Below are 18,138 nucleotides of genomic sequence, written 5' to 3'. Positions count from 1 at the left end.
CGTGCGTACGCCCGTGCGACCCGTGCTCGCCGTGGCCCTGACGCTCGTCCTCGGTCTCGCGGTCACCGCGGGACCGGCCGGCGCCACCGATGAGCCCGCGGCGGCTGCCGCCACCACCGCCGTGCCGACCCAGCCGGAGGACGCCGCCCCCACGACGGCTGCCCCCACGACGCCTGCTCCCACGACACCCGAGCCCACGACACCCGAGCCGACAACCCCCGCACCGACCACCCCAACTCCGACCACCCCCGCACCCGAAGGCGGGACCGGGCCCCAGCAGGTCTCCGACGCCCAGCTGCGCTGGGGACTGCAGCCGCAGCTGCACCGCAAGCCCTACTACGGCAAGAACTTCCTGACCGCCGGCGCCCTGCCGGACACCAAGGGCGCCGACATGCCCTCCAGCAGGTGGAAGCAGTCCGAGGGCCCGGTGTCGATCGTCCGCGCGAAGGACTCCTCGTACGTGCCCGCGACCTGGGCAGGATTCGGCACCGGCGCCGATCACCAGGTGGTCGTCACCGGCGGCACCGGCACGGTCGACGCCGAGGCCGGCACCGCGACGATCCGCTGGACCGGACGGTTCGGCGTCGCGCGCTACTCCGGACAGACCGGCTTCACGGTCAGCGATCCCCGCATCGTCGTCACCGACGGCAGGGGACGTCTCGAGGCGACGCTCGACGGCTACGGCGTGTCCCGGGACGGCAACGGCTCCGGCGGCGCGTCCGGCCCGCTCCGCAGCACGACCGTGGTCCTTGGCCAGCTGGGTGCCGTGAGGCTCACCGGCAAGGGCTTCACCAGCTCCCCCACGTTCTACGGCGTGGATGTGCAGCACCCCGAGCAGAAGCCGGACTCCCAGGGCCGTACCGGCTCGTTCCCGTCGTCGTTCATCGACTTCGTCGACCAGGTCGGGCAGGCACCGTTCTGGATGACCAGCGGGAGCTCCGACGACCACCTCAAGGCGCCCAGCCCGGTGACCGTCAGCTTCAGCGCGCGGGACGCCGTCGCGGTTGAGACCCCCGCACCCGTCGACGGCACCTCCGACCCGATCGACAACCGGACCCGCACGGCGCCCACCCCTCCGGTCCAGCGGCAGGCTGCGCTGCCACCGCCGGCCACCCGGTCCGCTCCTGTCCCGCAGCCGGCGCCCGTCGCGGCACCGGTCGCGCAGGCGGCCTTCACCCAGCCGGTGTCGGCGTCACTGACCGGGCTGCCCGGCGTCCTCGTCGGACCGGACGGCCGCTCCACGCTCGGCTGGTGGCTCGCGGTGACGTTCCTGCTCATGGCCGCGGTGGCCCTGGCCCTGCCGGCACTCGTCGCCCGCTCCCGATCCCTCTGACCTGCACCACCCCCGCGGCAACCGCCGCACCGAGAAAGGACATCCATGAGCTCGACCCTCACGCGACCCAGCCTCCGGCTCCGCCGGACGCTCGCGGGCGCCCTCACGACGGCCCTGGCCGCCTCCACCGTGGCACTGCTGCCCACCAGCGCCCAGGCCGCGGACCCGGCCCCCGAGCCCACGCTGACCTGGAAGATCTCCCAGCAGTTCATCGACCACCTGTCGAGCCGGACGCTGACCGACGGTGTCACGTTCGACGCCGCGAACGGGTTCACGTTCGGCGGAGGTGAGGGCAGCTTCAACGCCGCGAACGGCGTGACCACGATGGCGTACGACGGGACCGTGCGAGGCGCGTTCGCGATCGGGACCACCGAGTACTACTCCGTCACGGTCAGCGATCCGGTCGTCGCCGTGGACGCGGCCGGAGAGGGGACCATCACCGCAGAGGTGTCGGCCACCAACGGAGCCCAGGGATCCACCCCCGCCGCCTCGACCACCCCGGCACGGGTCACCGTCACCACGTTCGACGCCGCTGCCTCCGACTGGACGGTGACGGGCGGACTCGAGAGCCTGACCGACACCCCCGACTGGGACGGCGTCCTGGCGGCGGGCAGCGAGGCGGCCACGGCCCTCGGCCTCGCGGACGACAAGCCCGTCGGCGGCAAGTCCTTCGCCCCCTCGTTCCTCGGCCAGCTCACGACCGGCGTCCGTGCCCACTTCTACGCCAGCGGCGCGGGCTCCGACACCAAGAAGAACCCCGCCCAGTTCACGGCCACGGCACCCGTCCCCGTCGCGACGATCACCTCGGCCGCCGTCACCCAGCAGACGCCCACGTCGCTGAAGGTGGCCGTTGCCGGCACCGGCTACAAGCCCGGGTCACCCGGCATCTACATCTCGATCGGCGAGACCGGCAGCACCGACGTGATCGATCCCAGCAAGTACCTCGGCACGGTCTGGTCCGGCAACCCCGGCACGCCGGACGCCGCGGTCAAGGCCGACGGATCGTTCAGCACCACGCTCGCCCTCGACGCCGAGGCCATCGCCCAGCTCGACCCCACGAAGTCCTACTCGGTCATCACGTTCAAGGCCCACGGCCAGGCTGCGAGCGACCCGTCGCAGACCGCCTCCGCCCCGCTCGCGATCGACTTCGCCGGATTCGATCCCCTCGCGTCCACGCCGGTCGTCTCGGCCCCGGCCTCGTCGTTCGGCAAGGCCGCGAAGGTCACCGTCACCGTCCCCACGGTCCAGGGTGTCGGTCCCACCGGCACGGTCCGGCTGACCGGTGGCGGAAGCGCCCAGACCAAGGCGCTGTCCGGCGGCAAGGCCACGTTCACGCTGTCGTCGACCCTCCCGACCGGCGCCCGGACGCTCACTGCGGCGTACGCGGGCGACGCGAACTACCGCGCGACCTCCGGCACGACGTCACTGACGGTCAAGAAGGCCACGGTGTCGATCAAGGACAAGGTCACCAAGAAGCCCACCCGCAAGAAGTCGGGCAAGGCAACCGTGACGGTCACGTCCAAGGTCTCGGCACACAAGCCCGGCGGCAAGGTCAAGGTCTACTTCAAGAAGTCCGGCCAGAAGACCGTGACCACCTCGACCAAGACCCTGAAGTCCGGCAAGGCCACCGTGACGGTGCCCAAGCTGAGGAAGAAGGGCACCTGGAAGGTGTACGTGAAGTACTCGGCCGGGACCGGCTACTCGTCGGTCTCCTCCAAGTACGTCGGGACGCTCAAGGTCACCAAGTAGGCATCATGGCCGCGCTGACGGCGGGTCCCTCTGGGCCCGCCGTCAGCCCGCGCCGAGCGCCCGGAGCACGAAGTCCTGGACCGCGCGCGGCGGGACCCGCCGGTTCTGCAACGTCGTGTGCACCAGCGACATCGTGGAGTCGACGTCCTCCACTGTGAAGACCCCCGCTGCGCGGCCGTCCTCGAGGATCGTGCGCAGGACCGACTCGACCGCCACCACGTGCTCGCGGATCTCGGCCAGCGACTCGCGCGACAGCATCGCGTAGAGCTCGGGACCGAAGCCGAAGTGGAACTCCTCCGACGAGGAAAGGTGCGCCGCGACGTAGATGCGCAGCGCGTCCGCGGCGTCGGTCGCCGGCGCGAGCGCATCGGCCAGCCGCTCGAGGTAGCGGTCGGTCTCCTCGCTCGCGAACGCCACGACCACTGCGTCCTTGTCGGCGAAGTGGTTGTAGATCACGGTGCGCCCGATGCCCGCGGAGGCGGCCAGGTCGGCCATCGTCAGCGCATCGAACGAGCGCTCGGCGAGGAGTGCCGTGAGCGCCTCGAACACCCGCCGCCGGGTCTGCTCGCGGTGCTGCTCGAGCGAACCACCGATGATCTTGGGCATTGTCGTAATGTACGGCAGGTGACCACCACCGAACTCGCCCGACAGGCTGCCGACGCACTGCGCGAACGTACGGGCGGAGGTGACCACGACATCGCCCTCGTGATGGGATCCGGCTGGCTCCCTGCCGCGGACGCTCTCGGCGCGCCCGACCATGAGGTGCCCCTCGCCGACCTCCCCGGATTCAGTGCTCCTGCGGTCGCCGGCCACGGCGGGACCGTCCGGTCGGTCACGGTCGGCGACAAGCGCCTGCTGATCTTCCTCGGCCGCACGCACTTCTACGAGGGCAAGGGCGTCGCGGCAGTCGTCCACGGCGTGCGCACGGCGGCCGCTGCCGGCGTCAAGACGCTCGTGCTGACCAACGGCTGCGGCGGGCTCGACCCCGCGTGGGCGCCCGGCACGCCGGTGCTCATCAGCGACCACATCAACATGACGGCGACGTCGCCGCTCGAGGGTGCCAACTTCGTCGACCTCACCGATCTGTACTCCTCGCGTCTGCGTGCGCTGTGCAAGGAGGCCGACCCCAGCCTCGACGAGGGCGTCTACGTCCAGCTGCCCGGCCCGCACTACGAGACCCCCGCCGAGATCGGCATGGTGCGCGCGATCGGAGGCGATCTGGTCGGCATGTCGACCGCGCTGGAGGCCATCGCCGCCCGCGCGGAGGGGCTGGAGATCCTCGGCATCTCGCTGGTCACCAACGCCGCGGCCGGCATGACGGGCGAGCCCCTGAACCACGAGGAGGTGCTCGCCGCCGGCAAGTCCGCCGCGACCCGCATGGGCCGGCTCCTCGGCGACGTGCTGCCGAGGATCTGATGAGGATCCTCCTCACGGGCGCGGCCGGCTCGATCGGCCGCACGCTCGTGCGGGGGCTCCCACCGCTCGGCCACGAGATCCGCGGCCTGGACCTGGTGCCCGGTGAGGCGGACGCCTGCGCGCTCGGGTGGATCACCGGCGACTGCCTCGACCCGCAGGTCGTGGCGGAGGCCGTCCGCGGTGTCGACGCGGTCGTCCACCTGGCGGGCAACCCCGACGAGGACGCCCTGCCGGCGAGCCTGGAGTCCCACGTGCACAGCACCGCGCGCCTGCTCGAGGCGATGGTCGAGCACGGAGTGGGCCGCATGGTCTACGCGAGCAGCAACCACGCGGTCGGGCGTACGCCGCGCGGCGATCGGCTCACCACCGACGTCCGCCCGCGCCCCGACACGTTCTACGGCGTCGCGAAGGTGGCCGCCGAGGCGCTGCTGAGCCTCTACGCCGACCAGCACGACATCGCCTCGACCGCGCTGCGCATCGGCACGTTCGAGCAACGACCCAGCACCGTGCGCGCCCTGTCCACCTGGCTGTCGCCCGACGACGCGGTCCGCCTCGCCGACGCCGCGGTCACCTCGACGACGCCCGGCCTCGCGATCGTCAACGGCATCTCGGCGAACAGCCGCGGCTGGTGGGACCTGGGTCCGGGCCGCGCCATGGGGTACGCACCCAAGGACGACGCCGAGACCTACGCCGACCAGGTGAGCCCCCGCCCCGAGGACGAGGACGAGGCCGCCCACGTCGGCGGCTCGTTCGCCACCGACCCACCCCGACCCGCGTTCTGAAAGGAACCCCATGACCGACGACCTCGCCGCCCGCGCCCAGGACTGGCTGAGCCAGGACCCCGACCCCGTCACGCGCGCCGAGCTGCAGGAGCTGCTCGACGCGGGTGACACCGACGCCCTCGCCGACCGCTTCGCCGAGCGGCTCCAGTTCGGCACGGCCGGCCTGCGCGGCGCGCTGGGCGCCGGACCGAACCGGATGAACCGGGTCATCGTGGCGCAGGCCGCCGCAGGGCTCGCCGCGCACCTGCTCGAGCACGGCTCGTCACCGTCCGTCGTGGTCGGCTACGACGCGCGGCACAACTCCGACGTCTTCGCGCGCGACACCGCCGAGATCATGGAGGGGGCGGGCGTCCACGCATTCCTGCTGCCCACCCACCTGCCGACCCCGGTCCTCGCGTTCGCGATCCGGCACCTCGGCTGCAGCGCAGGGGTCATGGTCACCGCGTCGCACAACCCGCCGCAGGACAACGGCTACAAGGTGTACCTCGAGGACTCCAGCCAGATCGTCCCGCCCGCGGACGCCGAGATCTCCGCAGCGATCGACGCGGTCGGCCGGGTCGACGAGATGCCGCGCAGCGACGCCTACGAGACCCTGGGCCCCGAGGTCGCCGAGGCGTACGTCGAGGCAGTCGTGGCCCTGCCCGAGGACGGACCGCGCGAGGTCGTGGCGGTCTACACCCCGATGCACGGCGTCGGCCGCGACACGCTGGTCGAGGCCGTCGACCGCGCGGGCTTCCCGCCGATGCACGTGGTCGCCGAGCAGGGCGATCCCGATCCGGACTTCCCGACCGTCGTGTTCCCGAACCCCGAGGAGCCGGGCGCGATGGACCTCGCGCTCAAGCTCGCGTCGAACGTGGGGGCAGACATCATCGTCGCCAACGACCCCGACGCCGACCGCTGCGCGGTGGGCGTGCGGGACGGCGAGTCGTACCGGATGCTCAGCGGCGACCAGGTCGGCGCACTGCTGGCGGAGTTCCTGCTCCGGCGGGGCGTCACCGGCACGTACGCGGCCTCGATCGTCTCCTCCGACCTCCTCGGGCGTCAGGCCGCGGCGTACGACCAGCCGTGGGAGCAGACGCTGACCGGCTTCAAGTGGATCGGCAAGATCCCCACGCTCGCCTTCGGCTACGAGGAGGCGCTCGGCTACAGCGTCGCTCCCGACATCGCGCGCGACAAGGACGGCGTCTCGGCGATCGTGACGGTCCTGGAGATGGCGGCGCGACTCAAGGCCGAGGGCCGCACCCTGGTCGACCAGCTCGACGACATCTACCGCACCCACGGACTGCACGCGACGTCGCAGCTGTCGGTGCGGGTCGACGACCTGTCGATCATCTCCCGCGCGATGGACGTCCTGCGCACCTCTCCCCCGACGTCGCTCGGCGGCCTCGACGTGACCGCCGTGGACGACCTGGCCGACGGCTACCACGGGCTGCCGCCGACCGACGGGATCCGGCTGGGCCTCGACGGGGGCGCCCGCATCATCTGCCGACCCTCGGGCACCGAGCCCAAGCTCAAGTGCTATCTCGAGGTGGTCGTCGAGGTGAACGACTCGATCGAGGCGGCCCGGGACGTGGCCGAAGGACAGATCGATCGCATCAAGACCGATCTCGCGGCCGCGCTGGGGATCTGAGCGCAGCCCACTTCCACCCCCGATCGCCGGTCAGGTGCGACCGATCGCCCCTACGCTGTCCCCCATGAGCACCGCTCCCCCGGTCGCACGCCGACCCAGTTCACGCCGTTATGTCGTCGCGGGCCTCCTGGCCGCGGTCGCCCTCGTGGCCGGGACGGTCGTCGCGGTCATCATCGGCCGCGCCCTGGTGGGCTACGACATCACGCCGTTCACGAACGGCAGCACCACGACCGTCACGGTCGGCGACCGCGGCGAGGCGATCTGGTCGTCACCTGAGCGGGTGGTCGTGAGGTGCGCCTCGGTCGACGACGCGACGGGCGAGGCGTCCATGTCGGGCGGGACCGCCAGCATGACGACCACCAGGAGCGGACGGACGTGGACGCGCGTGGGCATCGTCGAGGGCGAGCCCGGCTCGCGGCACACCGTCCGGTGCGCTGCCGGCGGCGGGGACGCCCTGTTCGGCCACGCGCCCAACCCGCGCATCGCGCGCTATGTCACGCTCGGCGTCGTCGGCGGAGGCGTGGCAGGGCTGCTCGCCGTCGCCGCATTCGTCCTGGCCCTCGTCACCGCGATCCAGCGCAGCCGCCGCCCCGCCTGAGCCACCGCCCCTGACTACCTCGCCAGCACCCTCACGGTGAAGCTGGTCGAGGACGCCTTGGCGACACCGTTGCCGGCGAACGTCGCGGTGACCTTCTTGGCCGGGCCCGACGAGGTGAAGGCGCCGAGACGGATCCTGACCTTGCCCCCACGGACCGTCCCGGTGTGGTTCCTGCCGCTCGCGCGGACCGTCACCGTGCCGCCGTCGACCGTGAAGCCCGCGCCCGTGACCGAGAGCTCGACGAACGGCTTGGTGCGTCCCTTGACGATCGTGGCCGGGCTGACCGAGATCCGCTTGATCGTGGTCGCGGCCTTGCGGACCTCCAGCGCGACCTTCGTGCTGTCGGGGTCGTGGGCCGAGCTGCCGGCGTAGAACACCCTCAGCTGGTTGGTGCCCACCGGGATCGTCCGGGACAGCACGATCCGCGCCGTGCCGTTCGTGAGCGACCCGCTGCCGACCTGCACGTCACCGAGCGAGACCAGCACGCGCCCGGACGCGCCGGGCGCTCCGGTCACGTCGAGCACCGCGCCGGTGCCGTAGGTCGAGGGCCCGGCCGAGGCCGTGAGGCCCGCGGTGGACTTGAGCACCGTGACGGCGACCGAACGGCTGGCCCCGCTGTGCTCGGAGTCGCCGGCGTACACGACCTCGAGGACGTGCCGACCGATGCCCAGGTCGGCGGCCCGCAGCGTGACCGTGCCGTCCTCGAGCGTGCCGGACGCCAGCTCGGTCCCGCCCTCGACGAGCGTGACCTCGCCGGTCGGCACGGGTCCCGTGCCGGACGCGACGGTGGCCCGGACGACGACGTCCTCGCCGGCACGGACGGTGGCCGGGGCCTCGACCGTGACCGACGAGCCGAGGGCAGCGGCGTCGAAGCCGACGATCTCCGGGTCGTGGTCGCTCGCCCGGAACGGGCTCGCGTCGTAGAGATCCGTCGCGTTGTAGTTGTAGCGGCTGTACTCGCGGGCCACCGACTCGTACGCGTTGATGTTCCAGATGTCCGCGCCCGTGATCGTGGCGTCGGCCGCGGCCGAGGCGAAGACGTGGTCGAGCGAGCCGACACCGCCGTCGAACTGGTACGTCTCCTTCGTGGTGCGCTCGGCTGCGACGTTGACGAAGCCGGCCTCCTCGATGATCCGGACCGGGTCCTCGCGGTTGTACGCGTTGAAGTCGCCGGTCAGGAACACCGCATCGGTGCCGGCGCGCTCCTCGACCGCCCGCGCGAAGTCCACCAGAGCGGTGGCCTGCTGCACGCGGGCCGCGTTGGACGCACCCTGGCCGTCGCCCTGGTCGGCGTTCGCCCCGTCGCCCGAACCCTTGGACTTGAAGTGGTTCACGATGACCGAGAACGTGCCGCTCGCGGGACGGTCCACCTGCGTGAACGTCTGGGCCAACGGGGCCCGGGCGCTCGCGAACGCGGGGTCGTCGAGGATCGTGGACGTGCCGACCGGCTTGATCGTCGCGGGGCGATAGATCAGTGCGGTCCGGATGACGTCCTCACCGGTCGTCGGCACGGTCGCGGGCGACGGGACCGCTGCCCAGGTGCCCTCGCCGGCCTCGGCGTTGAGCGCCGCGACCAGTCCGTCGAGCGCGGTGTCGCGGGGCAGGCCGAGCTTCGCGGAGTTCTCGATCTCCTCGAGCGAGACGACGTCGGCGTCCAGGGTGTTGATCGCGTTGACGATCTTGGCCTGCTGACGCGCCAGGTTGGCCTGGTCGGCAGCACCGCGCGGGCCGTTGCCCGACGACGCGCTGGGCGAGCCGCACGCATTGGTCGTGACCCGGTTGCCGTCGCGGTCGTTGAAGTAGGTGCAGGCCCGGCCGGGGGCGCCGTCGACGTAGTCCACGCCGGTCGTCGTGAAGTAGTTCAGCACGTTGAACGTCGCGAGCTTGACCTGTCCCCCGACGTCCTCGGGAGCGGCCTTGCGCGTCGAGCTGAAGGTGACCGGCTCCGTCCCGTCCGCGGTCAGCTGCTGCTGCGGCTGCAGCTTCCAGGAGTTGTTGCGGTAGTCCAGCACGACGCTGTCGGTGAAGCTGACCCGCGCGCCGACCCGGACCTCGTTGTCGGCCCGGAGCCACGGCAGGGCGATGCCCTGGTTGGCGGCCGACAAGAAGTTGAGGCTCGCGCCGTCGTCCAGCGTGATGAGGTCGGCCGCGTTCTTCTTGGCCAGCGCCACGGCGTCCGCGCCTGGGGCCACCTTGTTGGTCGGGTTGTCGAACGGCTTGGTGCCGGGCGCAAGGCCGATCTCGGCGTACTGGTTGGTCGTGAAGTTGTTGGTGACCGTGTAGTCGCCCTGCGGCGCCAGGAGCATGCCCTCGAGCGACTCCTTCTGCTCCTCCGACAGGGGGAAGACGACTTTTGCCGGGGCCACGGGCGCGTGCTCGTCCGTCAGGACCGTCCACGTGGGGCCGGTGAGCTGGGTCATCCCCTGGAACTCCGCGACCGTGCCCGTCACCTCGACGAAGTCACCCTTCGCGACCGCGGCCGCGAAGCTGCTGCCGAACACGAAGATGCCGTCCGAGGCGTCCTGCGCCCCGAGGTCGATGCTGCCGCCGGTCCCGGCCGTCTGGATGAACGCGCCGTTGAACCCGCCGGTCCGGTAGACCGCCGTGACCACGCCACGGGTCGTGGCGGCTCCGCGCTGCTGCGGGCTCTGGGGCCCCTCGCCCTGGATCTGGGCGATCGTCCCGGTGAGCGGGGCGGGCACGGGCAGCACGCACGAGGCGCCGCACGCGGTCGGCGTCGCGCCGCCGACGGCCGAAAGGGTGAAGTCGGCCGAGTTGTCGTCGGTGTCGGCGAAGCCCGTGCGGTTGATCGAGCGCGCGTTGGTCGTGGTGCCGGGGCCCGGCGCCGCAGCGGTCTCGAACGTGTTGGTGGTGCCGAAGCCGATCAGGTCGACGATGTCGTTGGAGGCCGACGGACTGCCCTTGACGTTGCCGGTGATGGCCGGGAGCAGGTCGGTCGAGCCGACCAGGGCGATCGTGCCGCCGCCGGCCGCGGGGGCCAGCGTGGTGGTCTGGTCCGGGGTCGGGAGGTCGGCGCCGTTCGCGCCGTTGGACCCGCCCGCGACGAGGAAGTGCCGGCCGGGCTGGATGACGCCCGTCAGGTCGTACTTGGTCGTCGCGGCGAAGGCCGAGCCGCTGCCGCCCGAGCGGTACTGCAGGGACCACGTGCTGATGTCGACGGCGCGGTCGGTCGGGTTGTAGAGCTCGACGAACTTCGTCTTGTACGTCTGCCCGGCGCTGCCGCCGTTGACGTAGACCTCGTTGATGACGACGTGGTCGGCGGGCGCTGCCGAGGCGGAGGTCGCCGGGAGGGCGACGAGGGACGCGGCGGCGACGGCCGACACGGCCATCCCTCGCGTGAGGATCGAGGTGTTCATGCAGTGGATGTCCGGTCTCGTGAGGATGAGGGTGGAGCGAGGTGCGGTGCCGGGCCCGGGGCGTGCGTGCCCCGGGCCCGGAGCCGATTACTTCGAGGCGACCTTGACCGTGAAGCTGGTCGAGGACGGCTTCGCGACCGCGTTGCCGGCGTACGTCACCGTGACGGCCTTGGCCTTGCCCGACGAGGTGAAGACACCCAGGCGGACCCTGACCTTGCCGTCCTTGACGGTGCCGGTCACGGTGTTCTTGCTGCTGACGCGCACCGTGACCTTGCCGCCGTCGACCGTGAACCCCTTGCCGGTGACGCCCACGGTCACGTAGGCCTTGGTGCGGCCCTTGACGATCGTCGTCGGGCTGACCGAGATCTTCTTGGTCGTGGTCGCACCCTTGGCGATGTCGACCTCGACGGTGGTGTCCGCGCTGTCGAACGTGCTGCTGCCGCCGTAGTAGACGTCGAGCTCGTAGCTGCCGGGCTTCAGTGCCGTCTTGGCGATCGTGATGTTCGCGACGCCGTCCTGCAGGAAGCCCATCGCGATCGGGTCGTCACCGTTCGCGACGTAGATCAGGCCGGAGGCTCCCGCAGGACCCGTGACCTTGATCGTGGCCGAGGTGCCGTACGCGGCACCCTTCGACGTCGCCGTGAGCTCGGCCGTGCCCTTGAGCACGTCGACGTCGACCGTGGAGGACGAGGCCTCGTGGTCGGCGTCGCCGGCGTAGTCGACGCTCAGCGTGTGCCGGCCGAGCGACAGGCCTGACAGGTCGGTGCTCACCGTGCCGCGACCGTCGGCGATCTCCTCGGTGCCGAGGACCGTGTCCCCGTCGGAGATCGTCACGGCACCCGTGGGCGCGGTCCCGGTCGCCGAGGCCACCGTCACCTCGACGTCCGCGGGGACGTCGACCTGGGACGGCTCGGGATCCGCGGCCGACGTCGTGGTGCCGGCCTTGGCGATCGTCACCGTGACCGTGCCGCTCGCGGCCGCATAGCTGCCGTCGCCGGCGTACGCGATGGTCAGTGGCGTCTCTCCGGCGCCGACGTCGGTGGTGTCTACCGTGATCGTGGCCGTGCCCGCGCCGTCGAGGGTGCCGGTGCCGACCTCGGTGTCGCCCTTCTTCAGCGTGACCGTGCCCGAGGGGGTCTCCTCGGGACCGGCGACCTTGACGGCCACCTGGACGTCGTCGCCGTACGTGCCGGAGACGGCCGTTCCGGTGACGGCTGCGCCCGTGACGTCCAGCGGGACGACGACCTTGGTGCCGGTCGGGTACGCGGTGGACTCGACGCGCATCGCGCCGCTCGCGCCCTCGGGGAGGGTGAACGCGATCGGAGCGCTCGTGCCGGTCGTGACGCTCCGGGAGCCGAGGTTCCTCGACTTCTCCTGGCCGTCCTCGGTCCAGAACAGCTTGGACGACACCGAGGTGTTGGCCGGGCTTCCGGTCGAGGTCAGGTTGAGCTTGGACAGCGTGAACGAGACGTTGCCGCCGACGCGGTACTGGCTCTTGACCCCGGTCGTGCGGACCGAGCGACGGGCGAAGTCCGGCGAGATCGGGCTGTTGTCCTCGAAGTACGCGACCCAGCCGTCCCGGTCGACCAGGCCCGTGTCGGTGTTGACGCCCTGCTTGAACGAGCGGAAGTTGTCACCGCCGGTGGCCAGGAACGAGAAGGTCGCGACCTTGTACTGCGCCTCGGGATCGTACTCCTTGCCGTTGATGCGGATCGACTGGATCCGGCTGCCCTCGGGCCTGGAGTCGTCGTACGTGTAGGTCAGGTTCTTGGAGGTGCCGAGCTGCAGGTACGGGCGCGAGGGCACGTTGCCGCTCGCATCACGCTGCCACTGCTCCTCGAGGATCTTCTTCAGCGTCGCACCGCTCAGCTTGACCGAGTTGAGGTTGTTGGCGAACGGCAGCACCGCGTTGAGCTCGGCATAGGTCACGACACCGTCGGTGTTGACCGGGTCACCGGCCACCCCGGCGTACGTCAGGTCCGGCGGCCGCAGTCCTCCCGGGTTGACCAGGGCGATGTCGGCTCCGGCCGGCAGGTTGCCGACGGTCTTGAGCAGCGCATCCGCGACGAGGCCACCCATGGTCGACTCGCTCGCGCGGTCCTCGACGCCGTTGAGGAAGGCGCGGGTGATGTCGGCGGTGATCTCGCCCTTCTGGACGTTGCCGACCTCGGTCGCGTACGCCACCGCGTCGTCACGGATCTTCTTGATCTCGGGCAGGCTCGAGGACGGGAACTGCGTCAGCAGCGCGGCGTCGGCGGTGGCCACGCGTGCGACGTTCTGCTTCGCGTACGTGACGACCTCGCCCGTGTCGGGATCGACGTTGAGGACGATCTGGCCGACGTTCTCGCCGTAGTTGCCGGTCTGGATGACCGGACGGGTCCTGCTCGAGCCGGGGACCGGCGCGTCGTACGCGTACTTCTGGTGCGTGTGGCCCATGAAGATCGCGTCGACCTCGGACGAGGTGTTGTTGATGAGCTTTTGGAAGACCGCGCTCGCGGACATCGCCTGCGTGAACGTCATGCTGCCGTCGGGCGCGCCCTCGTGGTAGGACGCGACGATGACGTCGGGCTTGTCGGCCGCGGGCAGTGCGTCGAGCTCGGCGACGGCCTCGTTGACGGCGGTGGAGGGATCGCCGAAGCTCAGCCCCTCGATGCCGGCGGGGCTGACGAGCGTGGAGGTCTCCTGGGTGACCGCACCGACGACCGCGACCTTGACGCCGGCGACGTCGAACGTGTCGTACGCGTCGAGCGCGCGCGAGCTGTCGGCCTTGCGGACGTTCGCGCCGAGGATCGAGTAGTCGGCGCGCGGAATGATCCGATCGACCAGGTCGGCGTAGCCGGAGTCGAACTCGTGGTTGCCGACCGCGGAGGCGTCGAGGCCCACCGCGTTGAGCACGTCGATCGTCGGGTTGTCCTTCTGGATCGCCGAGGCGAACAGGGAGGCGCTGACGTTGTCGCCCGCGGACACCATGAGCGAGTTCGCGGCGGGGAACTGCGAGCGCACGGTCTCGACCGTGCCGGCCCACTGCAGGGTGGACGCGTCGATGCGCCCGTGGAAGTCGTTGATGCCGATCAGGTTGATCGGCACGGGATCAGCGGCCTGCGCCGACGTCGCGGCGATCAGTGGTGCACCGAGCAGCGTCGTGGTGGCGACGGCCAGAAGGCGACGGGACAGAGAACTCACGCAGGTACCTCTCCGGGTCGATCGGTGAGGAGGACGCACGTGGTCCATCCCCCCGATGAGATGCCCCTGAGAGAGCTCTCAGGATGTCTTCAGCAAGGACATCCCGGTCCGCCTGCGAAGTCAACGAGTTTGACCAAGACGGCACATGTCGAAACGGTGAAGTTGTGCTGTCCGGCCGCAGTCTCGATCAGTAGGAGGACTCGTCGGTCGAGCCGCTGGTCGTCCCGCCCGCCTCGCGCGCGGCGGCGTCGTCGAGGATCGTGGCCGTCGCGCTCGTCCCGAACCGCGTCACGCCGAGGTCGCGCATCTCCAGCAGGGTGTCGAGACCGCGGACACCGCCGGAGGCCTTGACCTGCACCGCATCGCTGACCGTGGCGCGCATGAGCCGCAGGTGCTCGATCGTGGCTCCTCCGCCCGCGAACCCGGTCGACGTCTTGACGAACGCCGCTCCGGCCCGCTCCGCCGCCTGGCAGCCCGCCACGATCTCGTCGTCGCTGAGGAGTGCGGTCTCGAGGATGACCTTGACGACGTGCTCCCCCGCTGCGGTCACGACCGCGCGGATGTCGTCCTCGACGTCGTCGACGAGCCCGCTGCGCAGGCGTCCGATGTTGAGCACCATGTCGAGCTCGGCGGCACCGTTGCCGAGCGCCTCGGTGGCCTCGGCGACCTTGGTCTGCGTCGTGGTGGTGCCGTGCGGGAAGCCGATCACCGCGCACACCGCGACGCCCGAGCCCTCGAGCACCCGGGACGCGTACGAGACGTCGCTCGGGCGTACGCACGCGCTGAAGACGCCGTAGCGAGCGACGAGGGCCAGCTGCTCGTCGACCTCCGCGCGCGTGAGCTCGGGCTTGAGGATGGCGTGGTCGATGGTCGCGGCGATCTCGGCGGCGGTGACGGGTGAGGACATGAGTCCATCCTAGGAGCGGCCGACTAGGCTCGTGCGGTGGCAGCATCCTCCGGAGTCGTGATCGTGGCAGGACCATCGGGCTCGGGAAAGTCCCACCTCGCGGCGCGGCTCGGGTGGCCGGTGCTGCGACTCGATGACTTCTACCGCGACGCCGACGCGCCCCACATGCCCCGGTCGACCCTCGGCATCGTCGACTGGGACCACCCCGACTCGTGGGACGCCGTCACGGCGGTCGGCACGATCGCCGAGCTCTGCGCGTCCGGCACGGCCGAGGTGCCGGTCTACGACATCGCCGCGAGCCGGCGGACGGGCACGCAGACCCTGCACGTGCCGGACGGCCAGTTCATCGCGGAGGGCCTGTTCGCCCCGATCATCGTCGACGCGTGCCGGGAGGCCGGTCTGCTCCGGGCCGCGATCTGCCTGCGCCGCCCGGCCTCCGTCACGTTCGCGCTGCGGCTGTCGCGCGATCTGCGCGAGGGGCGCAAGTCCCCGAGCGTCCTCGTGCGCCGCGGCTGGCGACTCCTGCAGGACGAGCCCCGCATCGTCGCCGAAGCCGTCGCCCACGGCTGCGACCCCATGACCCCCCGCAACGCCCGCCGCCTCCTCGCCGGGTGACGGTTTCCCACGGGACCGTGGGGTTTGTGCACTTCCCTCGCGTCTCAACACGAGGGGAGTGAGCAATTCCCACGGTCCCGTGGGAAACCGACCACCCGCGGAAGCCGGCGTCAGCCCTGAGCGAACGGGAGGCAGTCTCCGGAACAACCGGTCCGGAGCTGTAGTTGAGCCCATCAGACTCAACTCTCAGGAGACATCGTGAGCACATTGCAGCAGTTCCCCGTCCTCGCCCTCGAGGACGTCGTCGTCCTCCCCGGCATGGTCGTCCCGATCGAGCTCGACGACGCGTCCCGGGCAGCCGTGGACGCCGCCCGCACCAGCAACGACGACCGACTCCTCGTGGCCCCGCGCCTCGAGGACCGCTACGCCACCCACGGCGTCATCGCCACGATCCAGCAGGTCGGTCGCCTCCCCGGCGGCGGACCCGGCGCGGTGCTGCGCGCCGAGCAGCGCGCCCACATCCAGGGCGGCGTCACCGGTCCCGGCGCGGCCCTCTGGGTCGAGGCCGAGCCCATCTCGGACGCCGAGCCGACCGACGCCGTCCGCGATCTCGCGCAGGACTACAAGAGCCTGCTCGTCACGATCCTGCAAAAGCGCAACGCCTGGCAGGTCATCGACTCGGTGCAGCGCCTCACCGACCCCGGCGAGCTCGCCGACACCGCGGGCTACGCGTCGTACCTCGAGCTGGAGCAGAAGCGCCAGCTGCTCGAGACCGAGGACGTCTCGGAGCGCCTGGCCGCGCTGATCGGGTGGTCGCGCGAGTACCTGGCCGAGACCGAGGTCAACGAGAAGATCTCCGAGTCCGTCCAGGAGAGCATCGACAAGAACCAGCGCGAGTTCGTCCTGCGCCAGCAGCTCGCCGCGATCCGCAAGGAGCTCGGCGACGACGAGCCTGAGGACACCAAGGACTACCGCGAGCGCGTCGAGGAGGCCGACCTCCCCGAGGACGTCCGCAAGGCCGCCCTGCGCGAGGTCGGCAAGCTCGAGCGCGGCAGCGACCAGAACCCCGAGTCCGGCTACATCCGCACGTGGCTCGACACCGTCCTCGAGATCCCGTGGAACGTGAAGACCGACGACAGCACCGACATCGCGGCCGCACGCGCGGTGCTGGACGCCGATCACCACGGGCTGGACGACGTCAAGGACCGCATCGTGGAGTACCTCGCGGTGCGTGCACGTCGCAAGGACCGCGGGCTCGAGGTCGTCGGCGGACGCGGCTCCGGCGCGGTCATGGCGCTCGTCGGCCCTCCCGGCGTCGGCAAGACGTCGCTCGGCGAGAGCGTCGCGCGCGCCCTCGGCCGCAACTTCGTCCGGGTCGCCCTCGGTGGTGTCCGCGACGAGGCCGAGATCCGCGGCCACCGGCGTACGTACGTCGGTGCGCTCCCGGGGCGCCTGGTCCGCGCGATCGGCGAAGCGGGCTCGATGAACCCGGTCGTCCTGCTCGACGAGATCGACAAGGTCGGCGCCGACTACCGCGGCGATCCCGCGGCGGCGCTGCTCGAGGTGCTCGACCCGGCGCAGAACCACACGTTCCGCGACCACTACCTCGATCTCGACCTCGACCTGTCGGACGTGCTGTTCCTCGCGACCGCCAACGTCATCGAGCAGATCCCCCAGCCGCTGCTCGATCGCATGGAGCTGGTCCAGCTCGACGGCTACACCGAGGACGACAAGGTCCAGATCGCCCGTCGCTACCTGACCCCGCGCCAGCTCGAGCGGGCCGCGCTGACCGAGGACGACGTGACGATCACCGACGGCGCGCTGCGCGAGATCGCGGCGTCGTACACCCGTGAGGCGGGCGTGCGTCAGATGGAGCGGCTGCTCGCGAAGGTGTTCCGCAAGGTCGCCACCAGGCTCACGCATCCCGCGGCGGACAAGCCGGTCGTGGTCGACGAGCGGACCCTCGTCGACTTCATCGGGCGGCCGCGGTTCGTCCCCGAGGTGGCCGAGCGCACCGCGGTGCCGGGGGTCTCGACGGGGCTCGCGGTGACCGGGCTCGGCGGCGACGTGCTGTTCATAGAGGCCAGCGCGTACGACGGCGAGCGCAACCTCGCGATCACCGGACAGCTCGGCGACGTCATGAAGGAGTCCGCGCACATCGCGCTGACGTACGTCAGGTCGCACGCCGACGCGCTCGGCATCGACCCGGCCACCCTCGAGCGGTCGATCCACCTGCACGTGCCGGCCGGCGCGGTGCCCAAGGACGGCCCGTCCGCGGGCGTCACGATGGTGACGGCGCTGACGTCGCTCGCCCTGGGTCGCAACGTACGCGCCGACGTGGGCATGACCGGCGAGGTGACGCTCAACGGACGCGTCCTGCCGATCGGCGGCGTCAAGCAGAAGCTCATGGCTGCGCAACGAGCCGGGCTGAAGACCGTCTTCATCCCGGCCCGCAACGAGGTCGACCTGGTCGACGTGCCCGAGGAGGTGCTCGCCGAGCTCGACGTCCGACCGGTCGCCGACGTCGCGGAGATCCTCGCGTACGCCCTGGAGCCGGCGGTGGAGGCGGTCACGGTCAACGCGGCCTAGCCGTAGCCGCTCACCCCGT

12 protein-coding genes are annotated in these 18,138 nt (G+C 71.1%); 8 read left to right on the top strand and 4 right to left on the bottom strand.

What is annotated here, in order from left to right; translation table 11 throughout:
- Position 1 precedes the first annotated feature (1 nt).
- Both GEV27_RS17605 and GEV27_RS15495 read left to right on the top strand, forming a co-directional pair.
- Positions 2-1,333 (top strand): hypothetical protein, encoded by a 1,332-nt coding sequence (locus GEV27_RS17605; RefSeq protein WP_194944232.1) that lies wholly within the window; start codon positions 2-4, stop codon positions 1,331-1,333.
- Between the two features lie 45 nt (positions 1,334-1,378).
- Positions 1,379-3,082 (top strand): Ig-like domain repeat protein, encoded by a 1,704-nt coding sequence (locus GEV27_RS15495; RefSeq protein ID WP_153909399.1) that lies wholly within the window; start codon positions 1,379-1,381, stop codon positions 3,080-3,082.
- Positions 3,083-3,124: 42 nt separating this feature from the next.
- Here the strand turns inward: GEV27_RS15495 and GEV27_RS15490 are convergent, their stop codons facing one another.
- Positions 3,125-3,688 (bottom strand): TetR/AcrR family transcriptional regulator, encoded by a 564-nt coding sequence (locus tag GEV27_RS15490; protein WP_153934977.1) that lies wholly within the window; start codon positions 3,686-3,688, stop codon positions 3,125-3,127.
- Between the two features lie 18 nt (positions 3,689-3,706).
- Between GEV27_RS15490 and GEV27_RS15485 the strand changes: the two genes are divergently transcribed.
- The 4 genes from GEV27_RS15485 (at position 3,707) to GEV27_RS15470 (ending at position 7,508) form a co-directional block, all read left to right on the top strand.
- Positions 3,707-4,498 (top strand): purine-nucleoside phosphorylase, encoded by a 792-nt coding sequence (locus GEV27_RS15485; RefSeq protein ID WP_153651757.1) that lies wholly within the window; start codon positions 3,707-3,709, stop codon positions 4,496-4,498.
- A complete protein-coding gene (locus GEV27_RS15480; RefSeq protein ID WP_153934976.1) occupies positions 4,498-5,280 on the top strand; it encodes an NAD(P)-dependent oxidoreductase in 783 nt (260 codons plus the stop codon). The genes GEV27_RS15485 and GEV27_RS15480 overlap by 1 nt, the downstream gene beginning before the upstream one ends.
- 10 nt (positions 5,281-5,290) lie before the next feature.
- On the top strand, positions 5,291-6,910 hold the full coding sequence (locus GEV27_RS15475; protein ID WP_153934975.1) for a phospho-sugar mutase: 1,620 nt from the start codon (positions 5,291-5,293) through the stop codon (positions 6,908-6,910).
- 64 nt (positions 6,911-6,974) lie between these two features.
- Positions 6,975-7,508, top strand: a complete 534-nt coding sequence (locus tag GEV27_RS15470) for a hypothetical protein (protein ID WP_153934974.1) — start codon at positions 6,975-6,977, stop codon at positions 7,506-7,508.
- 14 nt (positions 7,509-7,522) lie between these two features.
- Here the strand turns inward: GEV27_RS15470 and GEV27_RS15465 are convergent, their stop codons facing one another.
- The 3 genes from GEV27_RS15465 to deoC all read right to left on the bottom strand — a co-directional run bounded on the left by GEV27_RS15465 (position 7,523) and on the right by deoC (position 14,975).
- A complete protein-coding gene (locus tag GEV27_RS15465; RefSeq protein ID WP_153934973.1) occupies positions 7,523-10,885 on the bottom strand; it encodes an ExeM/NucH family extracellular endonuclease in 3,363 nt (1,120 codons plus the stop codon).
- An 87-nt stretch (positions 10,886-10,972) separates the two neighbouring features.
- On the bottom strand, positions 10,973-14,068 hold the full coding sequence (locus GEV27_RS15460) for an Ig-like domain repeat protein (RefSeq protein ID WP_194944231.1): 3,096 nt from the start codon (positions 14,066-14,068) through the stop codon (positions 10,973-10,975).
- Between the two features lie 187 nt (positions 14,069-14,255).
- Entirely contained in the window at positions 14,256-14,975 is a 720-nt protein-coding gene (gene deoC / locus GEV27_RS15455; protein WP_153934971.1) for a deoxyribose-phosphate aldolase, read from the bottom strand.
- Positions 14,976-15,011: 36 nt separating this feature from the next.
- Here deoC and GEV27_RS15450 point away from each other — a divergent pair, with 36 nt between their 5' ends.
- Both GEV27_RS15450 and lon read left to right on the top strand, forming a co-directional pair.
- Complete coding sequence (locus tag GEV27_RS15450) at positions 15,012-15,590, top strand: uridine kinase (protein ID WP_194944230.1); 579 nt, start codon at positions 15,012-15,014, stop codon at positions 15,588-15,590.
- A gap of 198 nt (positions 15,591-15,788) precedes the next feature.
- Positions 15,789-18,119: an endopeptidase La gene (gene lon / locus GEV27_RS15445; RefSeq protein ID WP_309222301.1), complete on the top strand. Its 2,331-nt coding sequence runs from the start codon at positions 15,789-15,791 to the stop codon at positions 18,117-18,119.
- Positions 18,120-18,138 lie beyond the last annotated feature (19 nt).

The sequence above is a fragment of the Aeromicrobium sp. S22 genome, from assembly GCF_009661045.1.
GTDB lineage: Bacteria > Actinomycetota > Actinomycetes > Propionibacteriales > Nocardioidaceae > Aeromicrobium > Aeromicrobium yanjiei.
Note: the sequence above shows the minus strand (reverse complement) of the source record. Positions and strands in the feature narration are given on the sequence as shown.